At 64.1% G+C, this 20137-nt stretch carries 15 protein-coding genes; 11 read left to right on the top strand and 4 right to left on the bottom strand.

Going from position 1 to position 20137, the window contains the following annotated elements; all coding sequences use genetic code 11:
* Window positions 1-138: 138 nt before the first annotated feature.
* Both P9220_RS26475 and P9220_RS26470 read left to right on the top strand, forming a co-directional pair.
* Window positions 139-495 carry a CidA/LrgA family protein gene (locus tag P9220_RS26475; protein ID WP_309768942.1) on the top strand — a complete coding sequence of 119 codons (357 nt, stop codon included), beginning with the start codon at window positions 139-141 and terminating at the stop codon, window positions 493-495.
* Entirely contained in the window at window positions 492-1226 is a 735-nt protein-coding gene (locus tag P9220_RS26470) for an LrgB family protein (protein WP_309768816.1), read from the top strand. The genes P9220_RS26475 and P9220_RS26470 overlap by 4 nt, the downstream gene beginning before the upstream one ends.
* A gap of 12 nt (window positions 1227-1238) precedes the next feature.
* On the opposite strand, the gene P9220_RS26465 is transcribed toward P9220_RS26470, so the two are convergent.
* Window positions 1239-2198 (bottom strand): alpha/beta hydrolase, encoded by a 960-nt coding sequence (locus P9220_RS26465; RefSeq protein ID WP_309768815.1) that lies wholly within the window; start codon window positions 2196-2198, stop codon window positions 1239-1241.
* Window positions 2199-2318: 120 nt separating this feature from the next.
* Here P9220_RS26465 and P9220_RS26460 point away from each other — a divergent pair, with 120 nt between their 5' ends.
* The gene (locus tag P9220_RS26460; RefSeq protein WP_309768814.1) at window positions 2319-2522 is read left to right on the top strand and encodes an MARCKS-like protein; all 204 of its coding nucleotides are present in this window, start codon (window positions 2319-2321) and stop codon (window positions 2520-2522) included.
* A 9-nt stretch (window positions 2523-2531) separates the two neighbouring features.
* Here P9220_RS26460 and P9220_RS26455 read toward each other — a convergent pair whose 3' ends face one another.
* Window positions 2532-2957 (bottom strand): CBS domain-containing protein, encoded by a 426-nt coding sequence (locus P9220_RS26455; RefSeq protein WP_309768813.1) that lies wholly within the window; start codon window positions 2955-2957, stop codon window positions 2532-2534.
* A 152-nt stretch (window positions 2958-3109) separates the two neighbouring features.
* On the opposite strand from P9220_RS26455, the gene P9220_RS26450 reads away from it, so the two are divergent.
* From P9220_RS26450 to P9220_RS26430, 5 genes are all read left to right on the top strand, one after another.
* Window positions 3110-4204 (top strand): glycosyltransferase family 4 protein, encoded by a 1095-nt coding sequence (locus P9220_RS26450; protein ID WP_309768811.1) that lies wholly within the window; start codon window positions 3110-3112, stop codon window positions 4202-4204.
* Window positions 4205-4208: 4 nt separating this feature from the next.
* Window positions 4209-5282: a glycosyltransferase family 4 protein gene (locus P9220_RS26445; RefSeq protein ID WP_309768810.1), complete on the top strand. Its 1074-nt coding sequence runs from the start codon at window positions 4209-4211 to the stop codon at window positions 5280-5282.
* 24 nt (window positions 5283-5306) lie between these two features.
* A complete protein-coding gene (locus tag P9220_RS26440; protein ID WP_309768809.1) occupies window positions 5307-7100 on the top strand; it encodes an HAD hydrolase family protein in 1794 nt (597 codons plus the stop codon).
* 134 nt (window positions 7101-7234) lie between these two features.
* Window positions 7235-9658 carry a glucose/quinate/shikimate family membrane-bound PQQ-dependent dehydrogenase gene (locus P9220_RS26435; RefSeq protein ID WP_309768808.1) on the top strand — a complete coding sequence of 808 codons (2424 nt, stop codon included), beginning with the start codon at window positions 7235-7237 and terminating at the stop codon, window positions 9656-9658.
* Window positions 9659-9717: 59 nt separating this feature from the next.
* The gene (locus tag P9220_RS26430; protein ID WP_309768807.1) at window positions 9718-12135 is read left to right on the top strand and encodes an FdhF/YdeP family oxidoreductase; all 2418 of its coding nucleotides are present in this window, start codon (window positions 9718-9720) and stop codon (window positions 12133-12135) included.
* 39 nt (window positions 12136-12174) lie between these two features.
* Here the strand turns inward: P9220_RS26430 and P9220_RS26425 are convergent, their stop codons facing one another.
* On the bottom strand, window positions 12175-13344 hold the full coding sequence (locus P9220_RS26425) for a YihY/virulence factor BrkB family protein (protein ID WP_404980236.1): 1170 nt from the start codon (window positions 13342-13344) through the stop codon (window positions 12175-12177).
* 929 nt (window positions 13345-14273) lie between these two features.
* Between P9220_RS26425 and P9220_RS26420 the strand changes: the two genes are divergently transcribed.
* Window positions 14274-15434: a YbfB/YjiJ family MFS transporter gene (locus P9220_RS26420; RefSeq protein ID WP_309768940.1), complete on the top strand. Its 1161-nt coding sequence runs from the start codon at window positions 14274-14276 to the stop codon at window positions 15432-15434.
* Between the two features lie 55 nt (window positions 15435-15489).
* Here the strand turns inward: P9220_RS26420 and P9220_RS26415 are convergent, their stop codons facing one another.
* Window positions 15490-16890: a replication initiation protein gene (locus P9220_RS26415; RefSeq protein WP_309768806.1), complete on the bottom strand. Its 1401-nt coding sequence runs from the start codon at window positions 16888-16890 to the stop codon at window positions 15490-15492.
* A 622-nt stretch (window positions 16891-17512) separates the two neighbouring features.
* On the opposite strand from P9220_RS26415, the gene P9220_RS26410 reads away from it, so the two are divergent.
* Both P9220_RS26410 and P9220_RS26405 read left to right on the top strand, forming a co-directional pair.
* Window positions 17513-18724 (top strand): AAA family ATPase, encoded by a 1212-nt coding sequence (locus tag P9220_RS26410; protein WP_309768805.1) that lies wholly within the window; start codon window positions 17513-17515, stop codon window positions 18722-18724.
* Window positions 18721-19695, top strand: coding sequence for a ParB/RepB/Spo0J family partition protein (locus P9220_RS26405; protein ID WP_309768804.1), 975 nt, complete (start codon window positions 18721-18723; stop codon window positions 19693-19695). The genes P9220_RS26410 and P9220_RS26405 overlap by 4 nt, the downstream gene beginning before the upstream one ends.
* The last annotated feature ends 442 nt before the right edge of the window (window positions 19696-20137 follow it).

The raw sequence follows: 20137 nt of genomic DNA, 5'->3' as shown, positions 1-20137 counted from the left end.
AATCGTTCGATTCATCGTTCGAGTAGTGACCGCCGGATGTCAGCGGCTTCTTCATTCTAGGAGCATTCCGTGCATTCGTCGGCTGGACTATCGCTTGCTTTGCGCTTGCGGTTCGGGACCATGAACACAGGATTCGCGATGCTTCTCTCACTGGCCGTGCTGCTGCTCTTTCAATGTCTCGGCGAAGGGCTTTCGTATGTCTTCCGGCTTCCGGTGCCGGGCCCGGTCGTCGGCATGTTGCTGCTGCTCGTGTTCCTGATGGCGCGGCCGCGCGCCGCCGACGCCATCGAGCCGACCGCTAACGAATTGCTTCGTCATCTCTCGCTGCTGTTCGTCCCGGCAGGCGTCGGCATCATGGTGTCCGTGAGCGCGCTGAGCGGCAACGTACTGGCGATCGTGCTCGCGATCATCGTCAGCACCACGCTCGGCATCGCCGTGACCGCGCTCGTCATGCGCGCGCTGATGCGTGGTCATCGCGCAGAGAAGCCGCGATGATCGCGTTCCCGCAGATCAATGCGATATGGGTCTATCTCGCCGCATCGCCGCTGCTCGGATTGACCACCACGCTCTTCGCGTATCTGATCGCGCAGTGGATCTACGCGCGTTGCCGTTTCAACCCGCTGGCGAATCCGGTGCTCATCGCGGTTGCCATTCTCGTGGCCGTCTTGCAGATCAGCCGCACGCCGTATCCGACGTATTTCGAAGGCGCGCAATTCGTGCACTTTCTGCTGGGGCCGGCAACGGTCGCGCTTGCCTTGCCGCTATATCGTCAGCTCGGCAATCTGCGCAGGCTCGCCGCGCCGTTGACGGTCGCGCTTGTTGCGGGATCGATGACGGCGATCGTGTCGGCTGTCGCGGTCGCATCGTGGCTCGGGGCATCGAAGCAGACCATCGCATCGCTCGCGCCGAATTCCGCGACGACGCCCATCGCGATGGCGGTGGCCACGTCCATCGGCGGCATTCCATCGTTGACGGCGGTGCTCGTCATATCGACCGGCATCTTCGGCGCTGCGTTCGCACGCGTCATCCTCAACACGCTGCGCGTGACCGAGCCCGAAGCGCGCGGCTTTGCGCTCGGCGTGGCGTCCCACGGAATCGGCACGGCGCGCGCGTTCCAGATCAGTCAGCAAATGGGCGCGTTCGCGGGCCTCGGCATGGGGCTCAACGGCATACTGACGTCGATACTCGTACCGGTCGTCGTGCCGATACTCACGCGACGGCTCTGAAGCGTCCGCGCATCACTCGATTGCCATCGCTTCGACGGCATCGCCGATGCGTCCCGCGTCATCGTAATGAACCATGTGACCGCTATGCCGGATCACCGACAGCACGCTCTGCGCAATGTCGCGCGCAAGACGTGCGGAATGCGATTGCGCATCCACCACGACATCGTCTTCGCCCGCGAAGATTCGCACCGGTATATCGATGTCGCGATAGTGCTTCGACAACTCGTTCGCCGCCGGCACCATGCACGCCGCGTCTTCGCCGATCGCCCGTAATTGCCACGGCCGCAGCACGATCTGGCGTTGCACCTGATGGCCGAACTCGGGCGGAACATCCGAGGGCGCGAACATGACCCGCACGTTCTGGTTGAGCAGCAGGCGTCCCATCACGGGCGAAACGGTATAGCGAATGACATCGCCGAGCACCGGAACGGCGGCGGGCGCGGTGAGGAGCACGTCGAATCGCGCGGTCGGATAGTAGTAGCCCGACACGAGCGTCAGTCCGCGAATCTCGATGCGCGGCTCGATCGCCATTGCCAGCGCGACGAGGCAGCCGAGCGATTGCCCGACGACGACCGCGCGCGTCAATCCCATCTGCCGGAGCGCGCGCTGAAAAAGTGCCGCCTGCTCCTGCGGCGTCCACACGCGATCGCGCGGGCGCGTGCTGAAGCCGAAGCCCGGACGATCGAACGCAATCACACGATGACGCTTCGACAGACGCGCGACCAGCCCGCTCGCGATGTAGTCCTGCAGCGTGACGAGGTTGCCGTGCACGAGCAGCACCGTGGGGCCTTCGCCTTCGTCGATGTAATGCAGGCGCACGCCATCCACATCGATGAATTGCCCGATGGGCGGATGTTCGCGCTCGGCCCGTCGCCCGCGCCATGCGGCCCACGCGGCGATGCCGACGGATACGGCGGCGACGCCGGCAAGAAGTGTGTTCGACGCAGAAGCGCTTGTTCGTGATTTACGCATATCGATGATGAGGAGGCGAACGGGACAAGGAGCGTATTGCAAGCATCGTGCGTGCCACGCATCGGAACGTCGCTTGCTCGCTCGGCTGAGGAATCCTCTTCACCACCAGCGAGACATGCGATGAGCCAGCAAGATCACATCGAGAGCCAGCCGATACCCGGCCATACCGAGAACATCCCGACGAATCCGGCCGATGCGCCGCAACGCGGTCCCAACGAAGACCGCGCGCCCGACGCGACGCCGGACGACAAGCCCGGCACGCCGCCCGGCACGCAAAGCGAGCGCGACCGTCTGAAGACGCCGGAAGACGGCAATCCGGTGTGATGCATCCGATCACCGGTCGGGCACGGAAGGCGTGGAGATAGCCTGAATCGTCGATGACACTTCGCCGTCCGAGTAGATCGCGATATCGCCGAGGGCGAGCATGCCGACGACATGCTGCTCGCTGTCGAGGACAGGCATGCGCCGGATCTGCAGTTGCTCCATCCTCTGGATGGCGGATTCGATCTCATCATCCTCGCGGCACCACTCCACCGGCTCGCTCGCGACTTCCTGCACCGTGCATGACGCGTCCTTGCCCGCCGACACCGCGCGCACCACGATATCGCGGTCGGTGATCATCGCTTTGAGCCGCTCGCCGTCGCATACCGGTAGCGCGCCGACGTTGAGCTCGTCCATCAACTCCGCCGCGCGGCGGATCGTGTCGGTCGGCGCGATGGTTTGCACGCCGCGTGTCATTACTTCGGCAACCTTGGTCATGGCGTTCTCCGGTAGATCGAGGCGGATCATCGGTCAAGCATGCGGCATGCCGTCGATTCACCGCGCAGGCGAACGTCGGCCCGCAGATTGCTCAGTGAGCGCAACGAACGACAACAACCATGCATCCGCGTGGCCGACACCGGAACTCATCGATGAAAATCGCACAGGTCGCACCGCTCTACGAGAGCGTCCCTCCTATCGCATACGGCGCCACCGAGCGCATCATCTCTTACCTGACCGAAGCACTCGTCGCGGCGGGGCACGACGTCACGCTCTTCGCCACCGGCGATTCCCGCACGCGCGCCCGCCTTCGCAGCGGCACGCCCACCGCGCTGTGGCGCGACGAACGCGTGTGGGATACGACGAGTCATCACTTGCGCCAGCTGGATGCGGTCATCAAACGTTCATCGCAGTTCGACGTGATCCACTTCCACACCGAGCCCTTGCATCTGCCGATGCAGCGCCTCTTCGCATGTCCGTCCATCACGACGATGCATGGCCGCCTCTTGCCCGCCGATCACGGCCCGCTCTTCGATACGTTCCGCGATGCGCCGCTCGTCGCCATTTCGGAGAGCCAGCGCAGCGGGATGCCCGACGCCAACTGGCGCGCGACGGTTCATCACGGCCTCGCGCTCGATGAAATGCGCTATTCGCAGGAAGGCGGCGACTATCTGCTCTTCGTCGGACGCGTGATGCCGGAAAAGCGCATCGATCGCGCGATCGAGATTGCGCGCCGCGCGGGGATGCCGCTCAAGATTGCCGCAGCCGTGCATCCGGGCGAGCGCGCCTATTTCAAGGAAGAGATTTGTCCGCTGCTGGAGGCTTCGCAGTCTTTCGTCGAATATCTCGGCGAAGTGGGCGGCGAAGCACGGCGCGCGTTGTTCGCCCATGCACGTGCGCTCGTTTTTCCGATCGACTGGGAAGAGCCGTTCGGCCTCGTGATGATCGAAGCGATGGCATCCGGCACGCCGGTAATCGCGTTCAGGCGCGGCGCGGTGCCCGAAGTGATCGAGCATGGCGTGAGCGGCTTCATCGTCGATGATGTGGAAGAGGCCGTGTGCGCTGTGCGCGATCTCGGAGAGATCGATCGGGCGCGATGCCGCAGGACTTTCGAGCAGCGCTTTTCCGCCGATCGCATGGCGCGCGACTATGTCGCGGTCTATCGCGATCTGCTGGACTCGCGCGCGCCTGCGCCGGCCGCCAATGCCGATGCCGCCGATTTCGACACCGACGCGTTGCAGGCATAACGTCATGCGCATCGCCCAGGTATCGACGTTGTATGAGAGCGTGCCGCCGCGGCGTTACGGCGGCATCGAACGGATCGTGTCCTATCTCAGCGAAGAGCTCGTAAAGGCGGGCCACGATGTCACGCTGTTCGCGAGCGCGGATTCCCGCACGAGCGCGAAGCTCGTTGCGGGCAGCGATTGCGCGGTGAGGCTCGTCGAAGACACAGCCGACCCGCAAGCCTTCCACTTCGCGATGCTCGAAGATGTCGTGGCTGCGTCGAAGCAGTTCGACATCGTGCATTTTCATACGGACTACCAGAGTTTTCCGTTCGCGCGGCGCATGCAGTGCGCGCATGTCACGACGCTTCACTGGCGGCTCGACGTGCCCGGCCTCGAGCCGATGTATCGACGCTTCGCGGACGTTCCGCTCGTATCCATCTCCGACGCGCAGCGCGCGCCGCTGCCGTGGCTGTCGTGGGCGGGCACGGTGCATCACGGCTTGCCCGGCACGCTCTACCCGTTCCGCGAACGCGCGGGCGAACACCTCGCGTTCGTCGGCCGGATCGCGCCGGCCAAGGGACCGGATGCCGCAATCCGCATCGCGCGCCGTGCGAACGTGCCGCTTCGCATCGCGGCGAAGGTGGACGAAGCCGATCGCCCGTACTTCGAAAGCGCCGTCGCGCCGCTCGTGCAGGCCCCGCTGATCGAATATGCCGGCGAGCAGGACGATGCAGGGAAGAGCCATCTCATCGGCCATGCGCGCGGATTGCTGTTTCCGATCGACTGGCCGGAGCCGTTCGGCCTCGTGATGATCGAGGCGCTGGCCTGCGGCACGCCGGTGATCGCATTCGGGCGCGGCTCGGTGCCGGAGATCATCGAGGATGGCGTGAACGGCTTCGTCGTGCGCGACGAGGACGAAGCGGTCGAGGCCGTGGCGCGTCTGCCGCAAATCGATCGCCGCCGCTGCCGCGAAAGTTTCGAGCGGCGCTTCACGGCCGAACGCATGGCGCGCGATTACGTCGATGTTTATCGGCGCCTGCTCGACGCGCGCGCCGCCCGATGCGCGATGCCGCCGCATCTCGTCGAAGAGGACGCTTAACTGAGGGATACCGCTATGCGATGCATGGTGCTTGCCAGCGATTACGACAACACGCTCGCCGAAGAAGGCCGCGTGAGCGATGCAACATGGGACGCCGTCGACCGGCTGCGTGCGTCGGGGCGTCATATGGTGCTCGTGACGGGACGCGAACTCGACGATCTCCTTACCCTGTGCGATCGCGTCGATCGCTTCTCGCTGATCGTCGCCGAGAACGGCGGCGTGATCTACTCGCCGGCGACGCGCGAGCGCACCTTGCTCGCGCCCCCGCCGCCGCCCGAATTCGTCGAGGCGATGAAGGCAAGCGGCGTGCGTCATCTCGGCGTGAGCCAGACGCTCGTCGCGACCGTGAAGCCTTACGATGAACAGGCGCACGCCGCTATCCGCGATCTCGGTCTCGATCTGCACGTCGTCTATAACGGCGACGCGGTGATGGTCCTCGCACCCGGGGTCAGCAAGGCGAGCGGCCTGCTCGCGGCGCTCGACAAGATGGCGCTGTCGCCGCGCAATGCGGTCGGCGTCGGCGACGCGCAAAACGATCACCCGCTGCTCGATGCGTGCGAGATATCGGCGGCCGTCGGCAACGCGATCGATGCGCTGAAGGCGCACGCCGATATCGTGCTGGATCGCGAATGCGGCGCCGGCGTGACGGAGCTGATCGAAGCGATCCTCGAAGACGATCTCGCCGGCGCGAGCGAGCATCTCACGCGGCGTCATCTGGTGCTCGGCGAGCGCGTCGAAGAAAACGACGCGGACGGCGACAAAACCGCAACGCTCCCGCCGCAGGACACGGTCGCGCTGGTCGCGGGGCAATCCGGCGGCGGCAAGTCCACGCTCATCACCGGCCTGATGGAGCGGCTGTCGGAATCGGGCTATCAGTTCTGCGCGCTCGATCCCGAAGGCGACTTCGACAACTTCGAAGGCGCGCTGCCCATCGGCGACGCGGAGACCGCCCCGAAAGCCGATGACGTCACGCGGCTCATTCACCAGCCGAGCCAGTCGGTCGTCGTCAACCTGATGCGCGTCTCGTTCGCGGAGCGGCCGACGTATTGCGCGACCGTGCTCGCCCACATGCAGAAGACGCGCGCGCTCACCGGCCGTCCGCACTGGATGATCTTCGACGAGGCGCATCACTTCTTTCCCGCGAGCATCAATGCCGCCGATGAAACGCTGCCCGACCAGCTCGCGCCCGCCTTGTTCGCGACCGTGCATCCGAATCAGCTCTCGGCGCGGCTGCTCGATCGCGTGACGGTGTTCATCGGCGCGGGTCCGGGCGCGCAGGAAACGCTGCAGGAATTCGCGCAGGCCGCAGGCATCGACGAACCGGCCGAGCTTCCCGAAGAGATCGAGACAGGGGAGGCGCTCGTCTGGCGTCGCGATCGCGAGGGGACGTGGGGCGCACCGGTCGTGGTGCGCGCGGAGCCGGCGAAGACACACCGCCGGCGGCACGTGCGGAAGTATGCGGAGGGCATGCTGATCCCCGAGCGCAGCTTCTATTTTCGCGGTCCCGACAACAAGCTGAATCTGCGCGCGCACAACCTCGTGCTGTTCCTCGAAATCGCGGAAGGCGTCGATGAGGACACCTGGCTCTTCCACTTGCGACGGGGCGATTACTCGACATGGTTCCGCGACGTCATCGGCGATGCCACGCTCGCCGACGAAGCGCGCGGGATCGAAGCCGACGAAGCGCTTTCGGCCGCCGACAGTCTCGACGGAATCCGAAAGGCCGTGGAAGCGCGTTATACGCAGCCTGAAAATCCGGTTCTGCCGAACATCCTCGCGCCGGGCGCGAAAAGCGGCAGTGGCACGTCAAGTGCTTGACTCGCTTGCTGCAGCGGCGCATCTCTTGCGTCGCTGATCGCATCGCCAGCCAGCGTCGCACGCGCATCAGACGCATGCGACGCGTCGTGCTGACCGCATCGTCCGTCACTCAAGTCGCAAACAGAGGTGTGTGAATGAATACCAATGCCCCGCCAGCGCGGCCTGCCGCCCGCTCGCCGTCGCCCGTCGTCAAGTGGCTCACCATCGTCTTCCTCGCGATATCCGGGCTTTATCTCGCGGGCGTCGGCATATGGCTCGTGACGATCGGCGGATCGCCCTATTACGTCATCGCGGGCCTGCTCATGCTGGCGGTCGCGTGGCTCATCATGCGGCGCAATTCCGCGGCGCTCTTCGTCTATGCGCTCCTGCTGTTCGGCACGCTGATATGGGCCGTCATCGAAGCCGGTTTCGATTTCTGGGCGCTCGCGCCGCGTCTCGACGTGCTCGTGATCGTCGGCGTGTGGCTGCTGCTGCCGTTCACCTATCGCCTGTATGCAACGCCGGTGCGCGGAGGCGGAATCGCGATGGCGGTGGCGCTCGTGCTGACGGGCATCGCGCTCGTGTATGCGGCGCTCAACGATCCGCAGGAGATCGACGGTTCGTTCGCGCGTCAGGGATCGGACACGCCTGCGGCGAAGGCCACGGCCGGCCGGCCGGGCGACTGGCTCGCCTATGGCAACTCGCAGGGCGGCACGCGCTATTCGCCGCTCGCGCAGATCAACGACAAGAACGTCGGCGATCTGAAGGAAGCATGGAGCTTTCGCACCGGCGACATGAAAGGCCCGAACGATCCCGTCGAAATCACCGACGAAGTGACGCCGCTCGCCGTCGACGGCACGCTGTTCTTTTGCACGCCGCATCAGCACGCCATCGCGTTGGACGGCGCGACCGGCAAGGAGAAGTGGCGCTTCAATCCGGAACTGAAGCCGGACCCGAGCTTTCAGCACGTGACCTGCCGGGGCGTGTCCTACTATGAGACGCCCGCCGCCGCGCAGGCGCGCCAGGCCAACAATGCCGCTTCGCTGCCGATGTGCGCGCGCCGCATCATCCTGCCCGTCAACGATGGCCGCCTTTTCGAACTCGATGCCGCCACCGGGCAGCGCTGCGCCGGCTTCGCAACGAACGGCGTGCTGGACCTTCAGCATCTGCAGCCGGTGAAGACGCCGGGCCAGTACGAGCCGACGTCGCCGCCGATCGTGACGTCGAAGGTAATCGTCATCGCCGGTGCGGTGACGGACAACTACGGCACGCGCGAGCCTTCGGGCGTGATTCGCGGCTTCGATGTCGATACCGGCAAGCTGCTGTGGGCCTTCGATCCGGGCGCGGCCAATCCGAACGCGATTCCCGACGACCAGCACGGCTATACGCGCAACTCGCCGAACTCCTGGGCGCCCGCCGCGTACGATGCGCAACTGGATCTCGTCTATCTGCCGATGGGCGTAACGACGCCGGATATCTGGGGCGGCAACCGCACGCCGGAGCAGGAACGTTACGCGAGCGGCCTGCTCGCGCTCAACGCGACGACCGGCAAGCTCGCCTGGTTCTATCAGACCGTGCACCACGATCTGTGGGACATGGACCTGCCCGCGCAGCCGACCATCTCGGATATCAAGGATGCGAGCGGCAACATCGTCCCGGCGATCTATGCGCCCGCGAAAACGGGCAACATCTTCGTGCTCGACCGCCGCACCGGCAAGCCGATCGTTCCCGCGCCCGAGCAGGCGGTGCCGCAGGGGCCGGCGAAGGGGGATCGTCTTTCGCCGACCCAGCCGTTCTCCGAACTGACCTACCGGCCGCAAAAGAACCTGACGGGCGCCGACATGTGGGGCGCGACGATGTACGACCAGCTCGCGTGCCGCGTGATCTTTCATCGGCTGCGCTACGAGGGGCCGTTCACGCCGCCGTCGGAACAGGGCACGCTCGTGTTTCCGGGCAACCTCGGCATGTTCGAATGGGGCGGGCTTGCGGTCGATACGGACCGGCGCATCGCGATTGCCAATCCTATCGCGCTGCCGTTCGTGTCGCGGCTCATCCCGCGCGGGCCGGGCAACCCGATCGATCCGCCCGAGGCAGGTCGGGCCGGCACCGGGACGGAAGTCGGCATTCAGCCGCAGTACGGCGTCCCGTTCGGCGTCACGCTGAATCCGTTCCTCTCGCCGTTGAACCTGCCGTGCAAGCAGCCCGCGTGGGGCTATGTGTCCGCGCTCGATCTCGATACGCACAAGGTGATCTGGAAGAAGCGCATCGGCACGACGCGCGATGCATCGCCGATTCCGATTCCGTTCAAGATGGGCATGCCGATGCTGGGCGGCCCGATCACGACGGCGGGCCGCGTGTTCTTCATCGGCGCCACGGCGGACGACTATATCCGCGCGTTCAGCACCGATACCGGCAAGCAGCTCTGGGAGGCGCGTCTGCCGGCAGGCGGACAGGCCACGCCGATGACGTACGAGGCGAACGGCAAGCAATACGTGCTGATCGCGGCGGGCGGGCACGGCTCGTTCAAGACGAAGCTCGGAGATTATGTGATCGCCTATGCATTGCCTGACAAGCACTGAGGGCGACGCGACGGCATAGGCATTGCTGCCCTCCGTGGACTGGACAACGGAGGGCAGCAATGAGCAAGCGTGAAGTGCCGGGCGTCGGCCCGTATGGCGGACCGGCTGGGGGATGGGGCGCGTTGCAGGCAGTGGCCCGCGCACTGAAGCATCAGATGGGCGTGGCGCGTGAAGCGACGATGCTTCTCAAGGTCAATCAGCCGGCCGGCTTCGATTGTCCCGGCTGCGCGTGGCCGGACCCCCGCAGCACGTCGTCGTTCGAGTTCTGCGAGAACGGCGCAAAGGCGGTCTCATGGGAGGCCACGACCAAGCGGACCACGCCCGAGTTCTTCGCCCGCCATAAGGTGAGCGAACTGTGGGCGTGGAACGATCACGCGCTCGAGGACGAAGGCCGCCTCACGCATCCGATGCGTTACGACGCGCAGACCGGGCATTACGTGCCCGTTTCCTGGGACGAAGCATTCGAGCGCATCGGCGCGGCGCTGCGCGCCCTTCCCGATCCGCACATGGCGGAGTTCTATACGTCGGGGCGCGCATCGAATGAAGCGGCATTTCTGTATCAACTGTTCGCGCGCCGCTTCGGCACCAACAACTTCCCCGATTGCTCGAACATGTGTCACGAGCCGACGAGCGTCGGCTTGCCGGAGGCCATCGGCGTCGGCAAGGGAACGGTGACGCTCGCGGACTTCGATCATTGCGATGCGATCTTCTGCATCGGCCACAACCCCGGCACGAATCATCCGCGCATGCTCGCGACACTGCGCAGCGCGGCCCGGCGGGGCGCCAAAATCGTCGTGCTCAATCCGCTGAAGGAGCGCGGCCTCGAACGCTTCGCATCGCCGCAAGACCCGGTCGAGATGGTGACGGGACGCTCGACGGCGATCGCCACCGATTACGTCCAGGTGAGGATCGGCGGCGACGTCGCCTTCATGAAGGGGATGATGAAGACCGTCCTCGCGCTGCACCGCGACAGCCTTTCGAAGGGCGGCGAAGGCGTGCTCGATCGCGCGTTCATCGACGAACACACGGAGGGGCTCGATGAAGTCATCGCCGATCTCGACGCGACTGCGTGGAGCGACATCGTCGGTGCGGCGGGCATCGAGCGCGCGGAGATCGAGCGTATCGGGAAGCTGTACGCCGGTTCGAAGGCGGTGATCGCGTGCTATGGCATGGGCATCACGCAGCACCATAGCGGCACGGCGAACGTTCAGCAGATCGTCAACCTGCTCTTGATGCGCGGGAACATGGGCCGCGACGGCGCGGGCATCTGCCCGTTGCGCGGACATTCCAACGTGCAGGGCGATCGCACCGTCGGCATCACGGAAGTGCCGCCCGACGACATGCTCGATTCGATCGAGCGCGTATTCAAGTTCGCCCCGCCGCGCGAGCATGGACACGGCGCGATCACCGCGATCGAGGCAATGCGCGACGGGCGCTCGAAAGCGTTGATCTGTCTCGGCGGCAATCTGCCCGTGGCGATGTCGGACACGCAGGTATGTTTCGATGCGATGCGCAAGCTCGATCTCGCGGTGCACATCGCAACGAAGCTGAATCGCTCGCATCTGCTCACGGCGAAGGAGACGTTCATCCTGCCGTGCCTCGGACGCACCGAGCTCGACGTGCAGGCGAGCGGCCCGCAAACGGTGACGGTCGAAGATTCGATGTCGATGGTGCATGCGTCGCGCGGATCGCTGCCGCCCGCGTCCGGGCATCTGCTGTCCGAGCCGGCCATCGTCGCGCGGATGGCGAAGGCCACGCTCGACGACGCCTCGCTCGACTGGGACGGCTGGGTGGCCGATTACAGCCGTATCCGCGATCTGATCGAGGCAGTCTTTCCGCAATTCGACCGCTACAACGACCGCATTCAGGACCCCGGCGGCTTTCGGCTATTCAACGCGGCCGCGGCGCGCCGATGGAACACGCCCGGCGGCCGCGCGCGCTTCATCGCGCACAAGGGCGTGATGATGGACCCGCGCGTGAATCGCGACGACGCACTGATACTCGCGACCATCCGCAGCCATGATCAGTACAACACGACGATCTACGGATTCAACGACCGGTATCGCGGCATCACCGGCCGGCGCGACGTGGTGTTCGTCAACGAGCGCGATCTCGAAGCGCGCGGCTTGCAGCATGGCGATCTGGTCGATCTGGAGACGATCGAGAGCACGGTGAGCGTCGGCGGAACGCGGCGCTTGTGCGGGCTGACGGCAGTCGCGTTCGATATCGCGCCGGGGTCCATCGCCGCGTACTATCCGGAAGCCAATTGCCTCGTTTCACTCGCGGACAACGATCCGCGCAGCGGCACGCCTTCGTACAAGTCGATACCCGTGCTCCTTTCGCTGAGCCGGGGCGATTGCGAGGTGAGCGCCGATGCGCAGAGCTGGCACCAGGGCGACGTGCCTAACGACAAGACGGGCGCAACGGTGGCGGCCGAGACGCCGGAGCATCGGCGGCAGACGGGCACGCCGTCGTAGATGCGGCGAGGGGCGGCGCGCGGCCGCCCCGCTGTTCGATTACGCCTTCGCCGAGCGATGCCGCCCCTGCGTCCGGCGCGATCCCTTCGTGAACACGAAGAGGCCCGCTCCCGCCGCCGCGATCGCGATGCGGCTGGGATTGGCTTTCAGCGTAGCGACGCCTTTCGCGACCGTCTGCGCCCACGAAGATGACGATGACGATGACGATCGCGGCACGATCACCGGCTCGATTTGCGCTGCGGGCTTCACGTCGTCGAGGTGCTCGACGCGCATGACAGGCGCAGGCGTCGGCATCGCTCTGGCGCCTTTGTCCGCGGTTGCGGGCGCTTCATGTTCGCTCGCCTTGCCCTCGCGCGCTTCGACGCGCGTGGCCGCGGCTTCCGCGCCGAGCAGCACCACGGCCGCCGCGAAGTACAGCCACATCAGCAGCACCGCGAGCGACCCCGCCGCGCCGAATGCGTTGGCGGTCCCCGCGTGCGTCAGATACAGCGCGAACAGCTTCTTGCCGACCGAGAACAGCACAGCGGAGATTGCGCCGCCGACGAGGGCATCGCGCCACTCGACGTGACCATCGGGAAGATATTTCAGCAACGCGCCGAATGCGGCGGACAGGATGACGAGTCCGAGCACGAACTGCACGATATCGCCGATGATGACGAGCGGCGATTCCCCGAACACCCATTTTCCGGCGGCCTGCACGGCGGTATCGAGAACGAGCGACACGATCAGCAGGAACGCGACGCCCATCACGAGGCCGAAGGAAATCAGGCGCACTTTGACCATGGTCGCGACGCCTGACTTCTCCTTGTTGTCGGCGGGCCAGATGATCGAGAGCGCCGTGTTCAGCGATGAAAACGTCGCCGATGCGCCGACCGCCAGGAGCACGAAGGAGACGATCGCCGCGATGCCGCCCCCGCCGCTGCGATGCGCGTGCTCGACGATCGTTTGCACGCTTTCGGCGGCTTCCTTGCCGAGCATCCCGCTGATCTGGTGGAAAAGCTGGCCGCGCGCGGCTTCGGCGCCGAACACGAGTCCGGCAATGGCGATGACCATGACGAGCGTCGGCGCGAGCGAGAACGCGGAATAGAACGCGATGCTCGCGGCCATCGGCGCGCTGCGGTCGGCGCTGAATCGCTTGAACGTGCGAGCGGGCCACGCAATGACGCGGCTCATCAGGGATTTCGATTCCCGGGCGGGGGTCTTGTCCATCGCTTCCTCCTTTTTGGCTTGCTGAGGGCGTATAGCATTGGCGATGCCAGCGCGGGCGATGGCCTGAAGGAAGACGCTTGCGCGCGGCGAGCGCGTGTTGTCGCTGGCGCGGCGTGGCCCGTCGCACCCGGGGCACGGGAGCGTCGGCGCGGCGCGGCGGGCGTAGGTAGATGTCAGCCGTCAGCGCCGGGCCTGGACAGATCGGGCATCCCGCGCACGGGTTGCTGGTCCGGTTGCAGGTCGGTGTCGGGTAACGTCTCCGGGGTTCGCGCGGGCGGCGTGCCGCGGGCTATCTCCGCTTGCGCAGGGTCGGGCTTTTGCGGGTCGGAAGCGTCTGGCATGGCTATGCTCCTTGAGGCTTGGGGGAAAGGTGCCTTCGGTGCGTTGGTTCGCATCTTCGCTGGTAGCAACGACTGTGCTTGCATCGCCTGGCCTGCGGGCGGTTCTTTCGAACGACGCGGATCGGGCGCGTACGCGTGAAGTGGCAGTCGGTGCCTGCCCTTCTTCGTACGTTGCGGTATCGTCGGCGGCGGGTTGCGTGCGGGACGTCATCGCGGGCCGCGGCGCCACGCGCCCGGCGCGCGCTCAGTGGCTCGATCACCGCAGAGCCAGCGGCGCGCTCGCGATGCGTCACCGCCGCATGCGGGCGTTCTTTCAACCTCGACCGTCGGCGCTCGGACGACGAAACGCATGCAGCACAACGCGTCCGCCGCGTTACCATACATCGGCAAGAAGCACCCAGACGGCAGTCTCACGACCGCCGATGAATCGCCGCGCAAGCCCGACCAGGACAACCCCGCGTGCAACGACATGACGACCGTAGCGAAGCCCTCGCCGACCATGCTTTCCGCGAAACGAGCCGCGCCGGGCCGGACGAAGCATCATCGACCGTTCGAGCATCCGTCGCGCGGCACGCGCTCACGGTCGCGATGGCGCTCTCGCTCGGCAGCGCCATCGCGCTCGGCTTCGCACGCTTCTCCTACGCGCTGCTGCTTCCGTCGATGAAGCAGGACCTCGCCTGGAACTTCGCGCAGGCCGGCGCGATGAACACGGCAAACGCCTTCGGATACCTCGTCGGCGCCATCGCCTTCGCGCGCCTTTCGCGTCGATGGGCGTCGCGGACATCGTTCGTCACCGGCTGCCTCGCGACGGCCATGTTGATGGCGTTCAGCGGCGCCGTCACCGATACGAACGCCCTTCTGATACTCCGCGTCGTCACCGGCGCCGCCAGCGCGCTCGTGTTCGTCAGCGGAGGCGTGCTGGCCGCACGGCTCGCATCACTGTCGCCGGGCCGCGCGGGACTCATCATCGGTCTCTACTACGGCGGCACCGGATGGGGCATCGTGATGTCGTCGATACTCGTGCCCATCACGGTTGCACCCGGCTTGCACGGCTGGCGGTTCGCCTGGTTCGCGCTGGCCGCGGCATGCGCCGCCAGTTCGGTCATCGCCGTGGCCGCTGCGCGGCGCATCGAACGCGAGCAACCGACTGCAACGACGGATGGCGCGCGGGCCGTCATGCACGACCAGGCGATCCGTCGACGGCGCTTTACTCTCGCGCTCGCCGGATACGCGTGCTTCGGGATCGGGTACATCGGCTACATGACGTTCATCGTGGCGCTGCTGCGAAACGCAGGCCTGTCCGACGGCGTCGTCACGGGCTTCTATACGCTGCTCGGCGTCGCGACGATCGTGTCCGCGCGCATGTGGTCGGGGCTGCTCGACAGGATGCGCGGTGGACAGGCGCTCGCGCTGCTGAACGCGTTGCTCGCCGTGGCGACCGTCATTCCCGCCGTGATCGCGCATCCGCTCGCGGCATTTGCTTCCGGCGCGTTATTCGGTGCGACGTTCCTTTCGGCGGTTGCATCGACGACCGCGTTCGTACGGCACAACCTGCCGGCCAGTCAGTGGGGAAGCGGAATCAACGCGTTCACGATCGTTTTCGCAGTGGGTCAGATCGTCGGACCGACTGTCATCGGACGCATATCCGACAGCGCCGGTCTCACGCGCGGTCTCGTCTATTCCGCGCTGGTGCTGGCTGCCGGCGCGGCGCTCGCGGCTTGCCAGAGGCCATTGCGGGATGTCTCATGAGAAGCGAATGAGCTTCGGTGCAGTTTATTTCGGCATCCGAATGATGCAGCGGGAGTTACGCGCCCGGCCTCGCCTTCTTCATCTTGACGAAGACGTGCGAGCAAAAAGCATCGGCGACGACGCGATTGACGGTCAGGATGTTTTCCGCACTTAACGATTCGCGCGATAGCCCCTGCTTTTCTATCAACCGCTGTGGAATCAGCTGGCTCACGAACGAGTGGCACAGGTCCTTCCGCGTGTGCGCGTCGGCAGCTTCGAAGAACTCGCGGCCAGCGCGAATCTCTTCGCTCATCTTCGCGCGCGCGGAGTCGTTCTGCGCCTGGATCGTTGCTTCCAGTTGCGCCTGGGCGGACTCGCGATCCCGTCGATTCTTCTTGTCGTCCTCGAGTTGCTTCGCCTTGATCGCGGCCATCCGCCGGTCCGCTTCGCCGATGCGGTAATTGCCTTCCAGCGCCTTGAACAGATAGCCGCGAGGACTGACCGTGACCTTGCCTTCGTTGAGCTTGAATCGCGTGTACTCGATGGCCTGTTCGAGGCGTTCATCCGTCCACACGTCGCGGTGTTTCGCGAGGCGCTCGAAGTCGCGGGTATCGAACGCAAATTCGTTGTTCAGCAACAGGTACATCGAATCCTGGATGCCCGCGCGCGCCGCATCCGCGCCCTGCTTCTTGGTGAACCGGAAGCGAATCTTGAGCTTGTCGCGTGTGACGCGGTCGGCATTGGGTTCCCAGCTGACATCGAAATCCGATACTTCGTTGAGCTGGTCGATGGCCGGTTCCAGGAAGCGCTTCTTGAACTCCTTCACTTCCTTGCGCGATTCGCCGACTTTTCCCGGCCATTCGAGCACTTCGTCGAACGGAAACCATTCGGTGACGCCGTGGCCCTGGCACGGAATGAGGCGGTCGTAGATTGCCCGCGCGAGCGAAAGCGAGAAGGCCGTCGACGCCCGCAAGCTCAGCCAATGCGCCTTGTACGGGCTGATCAGATACTTGATGACGCGGCCGGAAAGCAGCACGCAGACGACATTACGCTCGATGTAACAGTCGCCGAGCAGGCTGATGGTTCCCCACGAGTCCTTCTCGGTCAACTCCTCGATCGACGGCGCGGTCATGATTTCGACGCGCGCCCGCGCCGCGGCCCGCATCTGTGCGATCAGATGGCTATGGTTGCGGCTGTCATAGCGCATGAGCCATTTGAAGTAGTTCACATCGGCGGTGAAGGTGTACACCTTATCGTCGATGAGTTCGTCCGGCGCTTTGGTCGCCACGATGAAGTAGGCGGCGTCCAGCACGCGCCGCGCGGCAATGCCCAATCCTCCGACGCGCGTGAAGATGTTGTTCCGCAGGAAACCGATATCGCGTGTCGCCTCGGAAATGGCCGCACCCTGGCCGGACATATCTTCGTAGATGTCCAGCGCAAGTTGCTGAGGCGTGACGGTGAAATCCTGGTCTTCCATTCTTCGATTCGGCGGAGGTCCCCGGCACTCTAACAGCCAAGGAACGCGTGTCAACACAAAAACCGCCCCGCAAATACCCTTCGAACGTCGGCACAAAAACCGTCCCCGAGGACGTGTTCCAGCCCAAATAGCGTCCCTTTGCTCACAAAAAGCGTCCTGCGCTGCCTAGTTTCCGCCTCAGCCAGCACAAAAACCGCCCTATGCAGCACAAAAACCGCCCCTATCCACAGGCGTCGTTGTTGATTTCAAAGCAGAAATTGCGTCCTGTTAGTTTGTAGGTCGGTGGAAGTTTACAAAAAACAAAACGAACAACCTTGCCGACACGCGTGCCCTAAACCCCTTTGGGGCGTCTAACTGGCTGATTCGAAAGGTGATTTGCCAGAATAAAGTGCCAGCACAAAAACCACCCCGGGGGCGGTTTTTGTGCTGGGATGATTTCGGGCTTGTGTGCGAGATCGGCGGCGGTTGCGAGCGTGGAAAGGGCTGCGACCGTTTCGCTAGAAAAACAGACCAAAAACAAAGCTCGTGCGTTGCAAAGTGGGATATTTAGGCGCTATGTAACCCTGTTTACGCGCATTCGTGTATTCTGCGCTTTAGCGTCAATACATGGAGAAAGCGCAGAATGGCCAACGTAGGCAGCCTACCTATGGAAGACCGGAAGGTCTCCCTCCGCGAAGTCGCAGAATTCGCGGATAACCTCGAACCCTTTTCCGACAACCTTCGCGAGCAAATACTGGCGCCCCGGCCGCGCAAGACCGCTCCTATCTACACCATCAGCGAGTTGGCGGAGATGTGCAATCTCACGCGTCAGCAGATCCAGTATCTGGTCACTAAAGGTGAAGGCGGGTTGCCATCGGGTACGTTGAATGGAAACGGCCGTAGCCGCACTTTCACGCTGCCTGAGGTTCGCGTCTGGGTGAAGATGGCCTCGGATATCTATCAAACCGGACTCGATGACGGCCAGGGCGACTTCAAAGGGAAGGTGCTCACCACCGCGCAGTTGAAAGGCGGGTCGGCGAAGACTACGACGACGGTCTGCCTTGCGCAAGCGCTCACGCTTCTCGGCCGCAAGGTACTGCTCGTCGATCTGGACCCTCAGGCTTCCGCGTCCGAACTGTGTGGACTGTATGCGGAGAAGGAAATTTCCGGGGACGACACCGTGCTCCCCTATATATATGACCAGAACGTCGAAGGCGGTCTGGGCGCAAGCGTGCAGTCGACGTACTGGGATGGCCTCGACATCATCCCCGGTCATACCTTTCTTTATGGCGCTGAGTTCCTGCTCCCTGCGCGGCAGAAGACGATTCAGGGTTACCGGTTCTGGGCGGTCCTGCGGCAAGGATTGGAGCCGTTGCGCGCGCAATACGATTACATCCTGATCGATACGTCGCCGTCACTGTCGTATATGAACTTGAATGCGCTGTTGGCCGCCGACGCGCTCGTCATGCCCATGATTCCGGAGAACCTCGACTTCATCAGCTCCCTGGCGTTCTGGCGTTTGTTCTCCGATGTCGCCGAAGACTTTCTGCCTTATGAAGAGGACAAGGTCTATGACTTCATCTCGATCCTGCTGTCGAAGGTGGATTACGGCAAGACGTCGTCCGCACCCGTCGTCCGTCAATGGGCGCAGAGCGCGTACGGCCGATGGCTCGATCCCTTCGAAATTCCGGCTAGTTCGGTGATGAGCGGCGGCGCCCTTTCTTTCTCGACGGCGCTGGATATCGTCAGCACGCATTCCACCGCAAAGTCGCTACAGCGAGTTCGGCAACCGATGATGCAGTACGCAAAGTGGCTCGACGACATGTTCGTCAAATCCTGGAAGGAGGCTGCATGAGCAACATTCGAGAACAACTCATGGCCAAAACGGCCAACCTTCCGAAGCCTGCCGATTTCAAGGGCGAGAACAAAAAGGATCGCACGGCGCGTGGGCCGCAAACGATGCCGGGGATTACGAGCGCGCTAGCGGCGGCTCAGTTGCGCATCCAGGAACTCGAGGCGAAGGGCGTCGAAACGGACATTCCGCTGGACTCGATTGCGCCCAATCCGTGGCAACCGCGACGTCAGTTTAACGAGGCGAAGCTATCCGAGCTTGCCCGGTCGATCGATGAGGTCGGCCTTTTGCAGGCGGTGACCGTGCGACGAATTGGGGAGGCGTTCCAACTCGTCGCGGGTGAACGACGGTTCCGCGCACACAAGCTGATCAACAGGGAAACGATTCGGGCTGTTGTCATCGAGTGCTCGGATCAGGACATGGCGGCGCTCGCGTTGATGGAGAACGTCACTCGCGATGACCTGTCTGATTATGAGATCGCCATCGCTATTCGTCGTGCCGAAGCCGAGTTTCCTAATCGCACGCGCCTTGCAGAAGCCATGGGGATATCGCGCAGCGATCTGTATCGTTTCCTCGCGTTTGACGCGCTGCCGGACTTTGTCAAACGTGATCTGGATTTGACGCCGTCGGTGCTGGGGGCGTCATCGGCGCAAGACGTGGCGAACGCACTCAAGAAGTCTGGGGAGCCGGGACTTCGGGCGCTTCACGAACTATGGCCGCAGGTTCTATCCGGGGACTTGGTCCAAACCAAGCTGGCTGCAAGTTTGATAGCGCAGGTCAGCCGGGGGGAGTCGGCCACGGACGCTGGCGGCCGCAGTATCTTGAAGATCTTTGCTGGAAAGGTGCAGGCCGGCAGCATCACCAAGGATGTGAAGGGGCTGACCTTCAAGTTCAAGGCTGGAGTGGTCACTGAGGAGCAGGAGGACCAACTGAGAGAACATATAGGCAAGATGTTCTCTATTAGGTCGGAGTAGACGAGAGACCCGCGCAAGCGGGTTTTTTTACGCCTCTTATGGAGTCGGCTCGAGGTTGACGCGTGCTTTGAGCGCTGTTCCTGCATTGTGCGGTGTCCGAATTCGGACAGTGTTCCACCTAGATTCGCCTGTGACTCGCCGTTTGAAGACGAGCGCGCGGCGATGTTGGCAAGGGTTTGGGGGCTCCTGTTGTAAGAACCGGCTCGCGGTATGCCGCCTTTGCGGGAGTCCTTGCAATGGTAACGAACTCATGCGCGTTTCAAGTTTCGACGTCGCTCAGTCGTGCAGGCGTGCGCCATCCCTAGGTGTCCGAATTCGGACAGTGTCCTTGCTCAAGCGTTGGCGTCTGCTGGACCCTGGCTCAGAGTTTGGCCGCGCGTGGCTCGAACGCGCGGAAAACCCGTGGACCGATCTCCGTGCACGAACAGAACGTGCGGGAGTA

This window comes from Caballeronia sp. LZ016 (genome assembly GCF_031450805.1).
In the GTDB taxonomy this organism is placed as follows: domain Bacteria; phylum Pseudomonadota; class Gammaproteobacteria; order Burkholderiales; family Burkholderiaceae; genus Caballeronia.
Note: the sequence above shows the minus strand (reverse complement) of the source record. Positions and strands in the feature narration are given on the sequence as shown.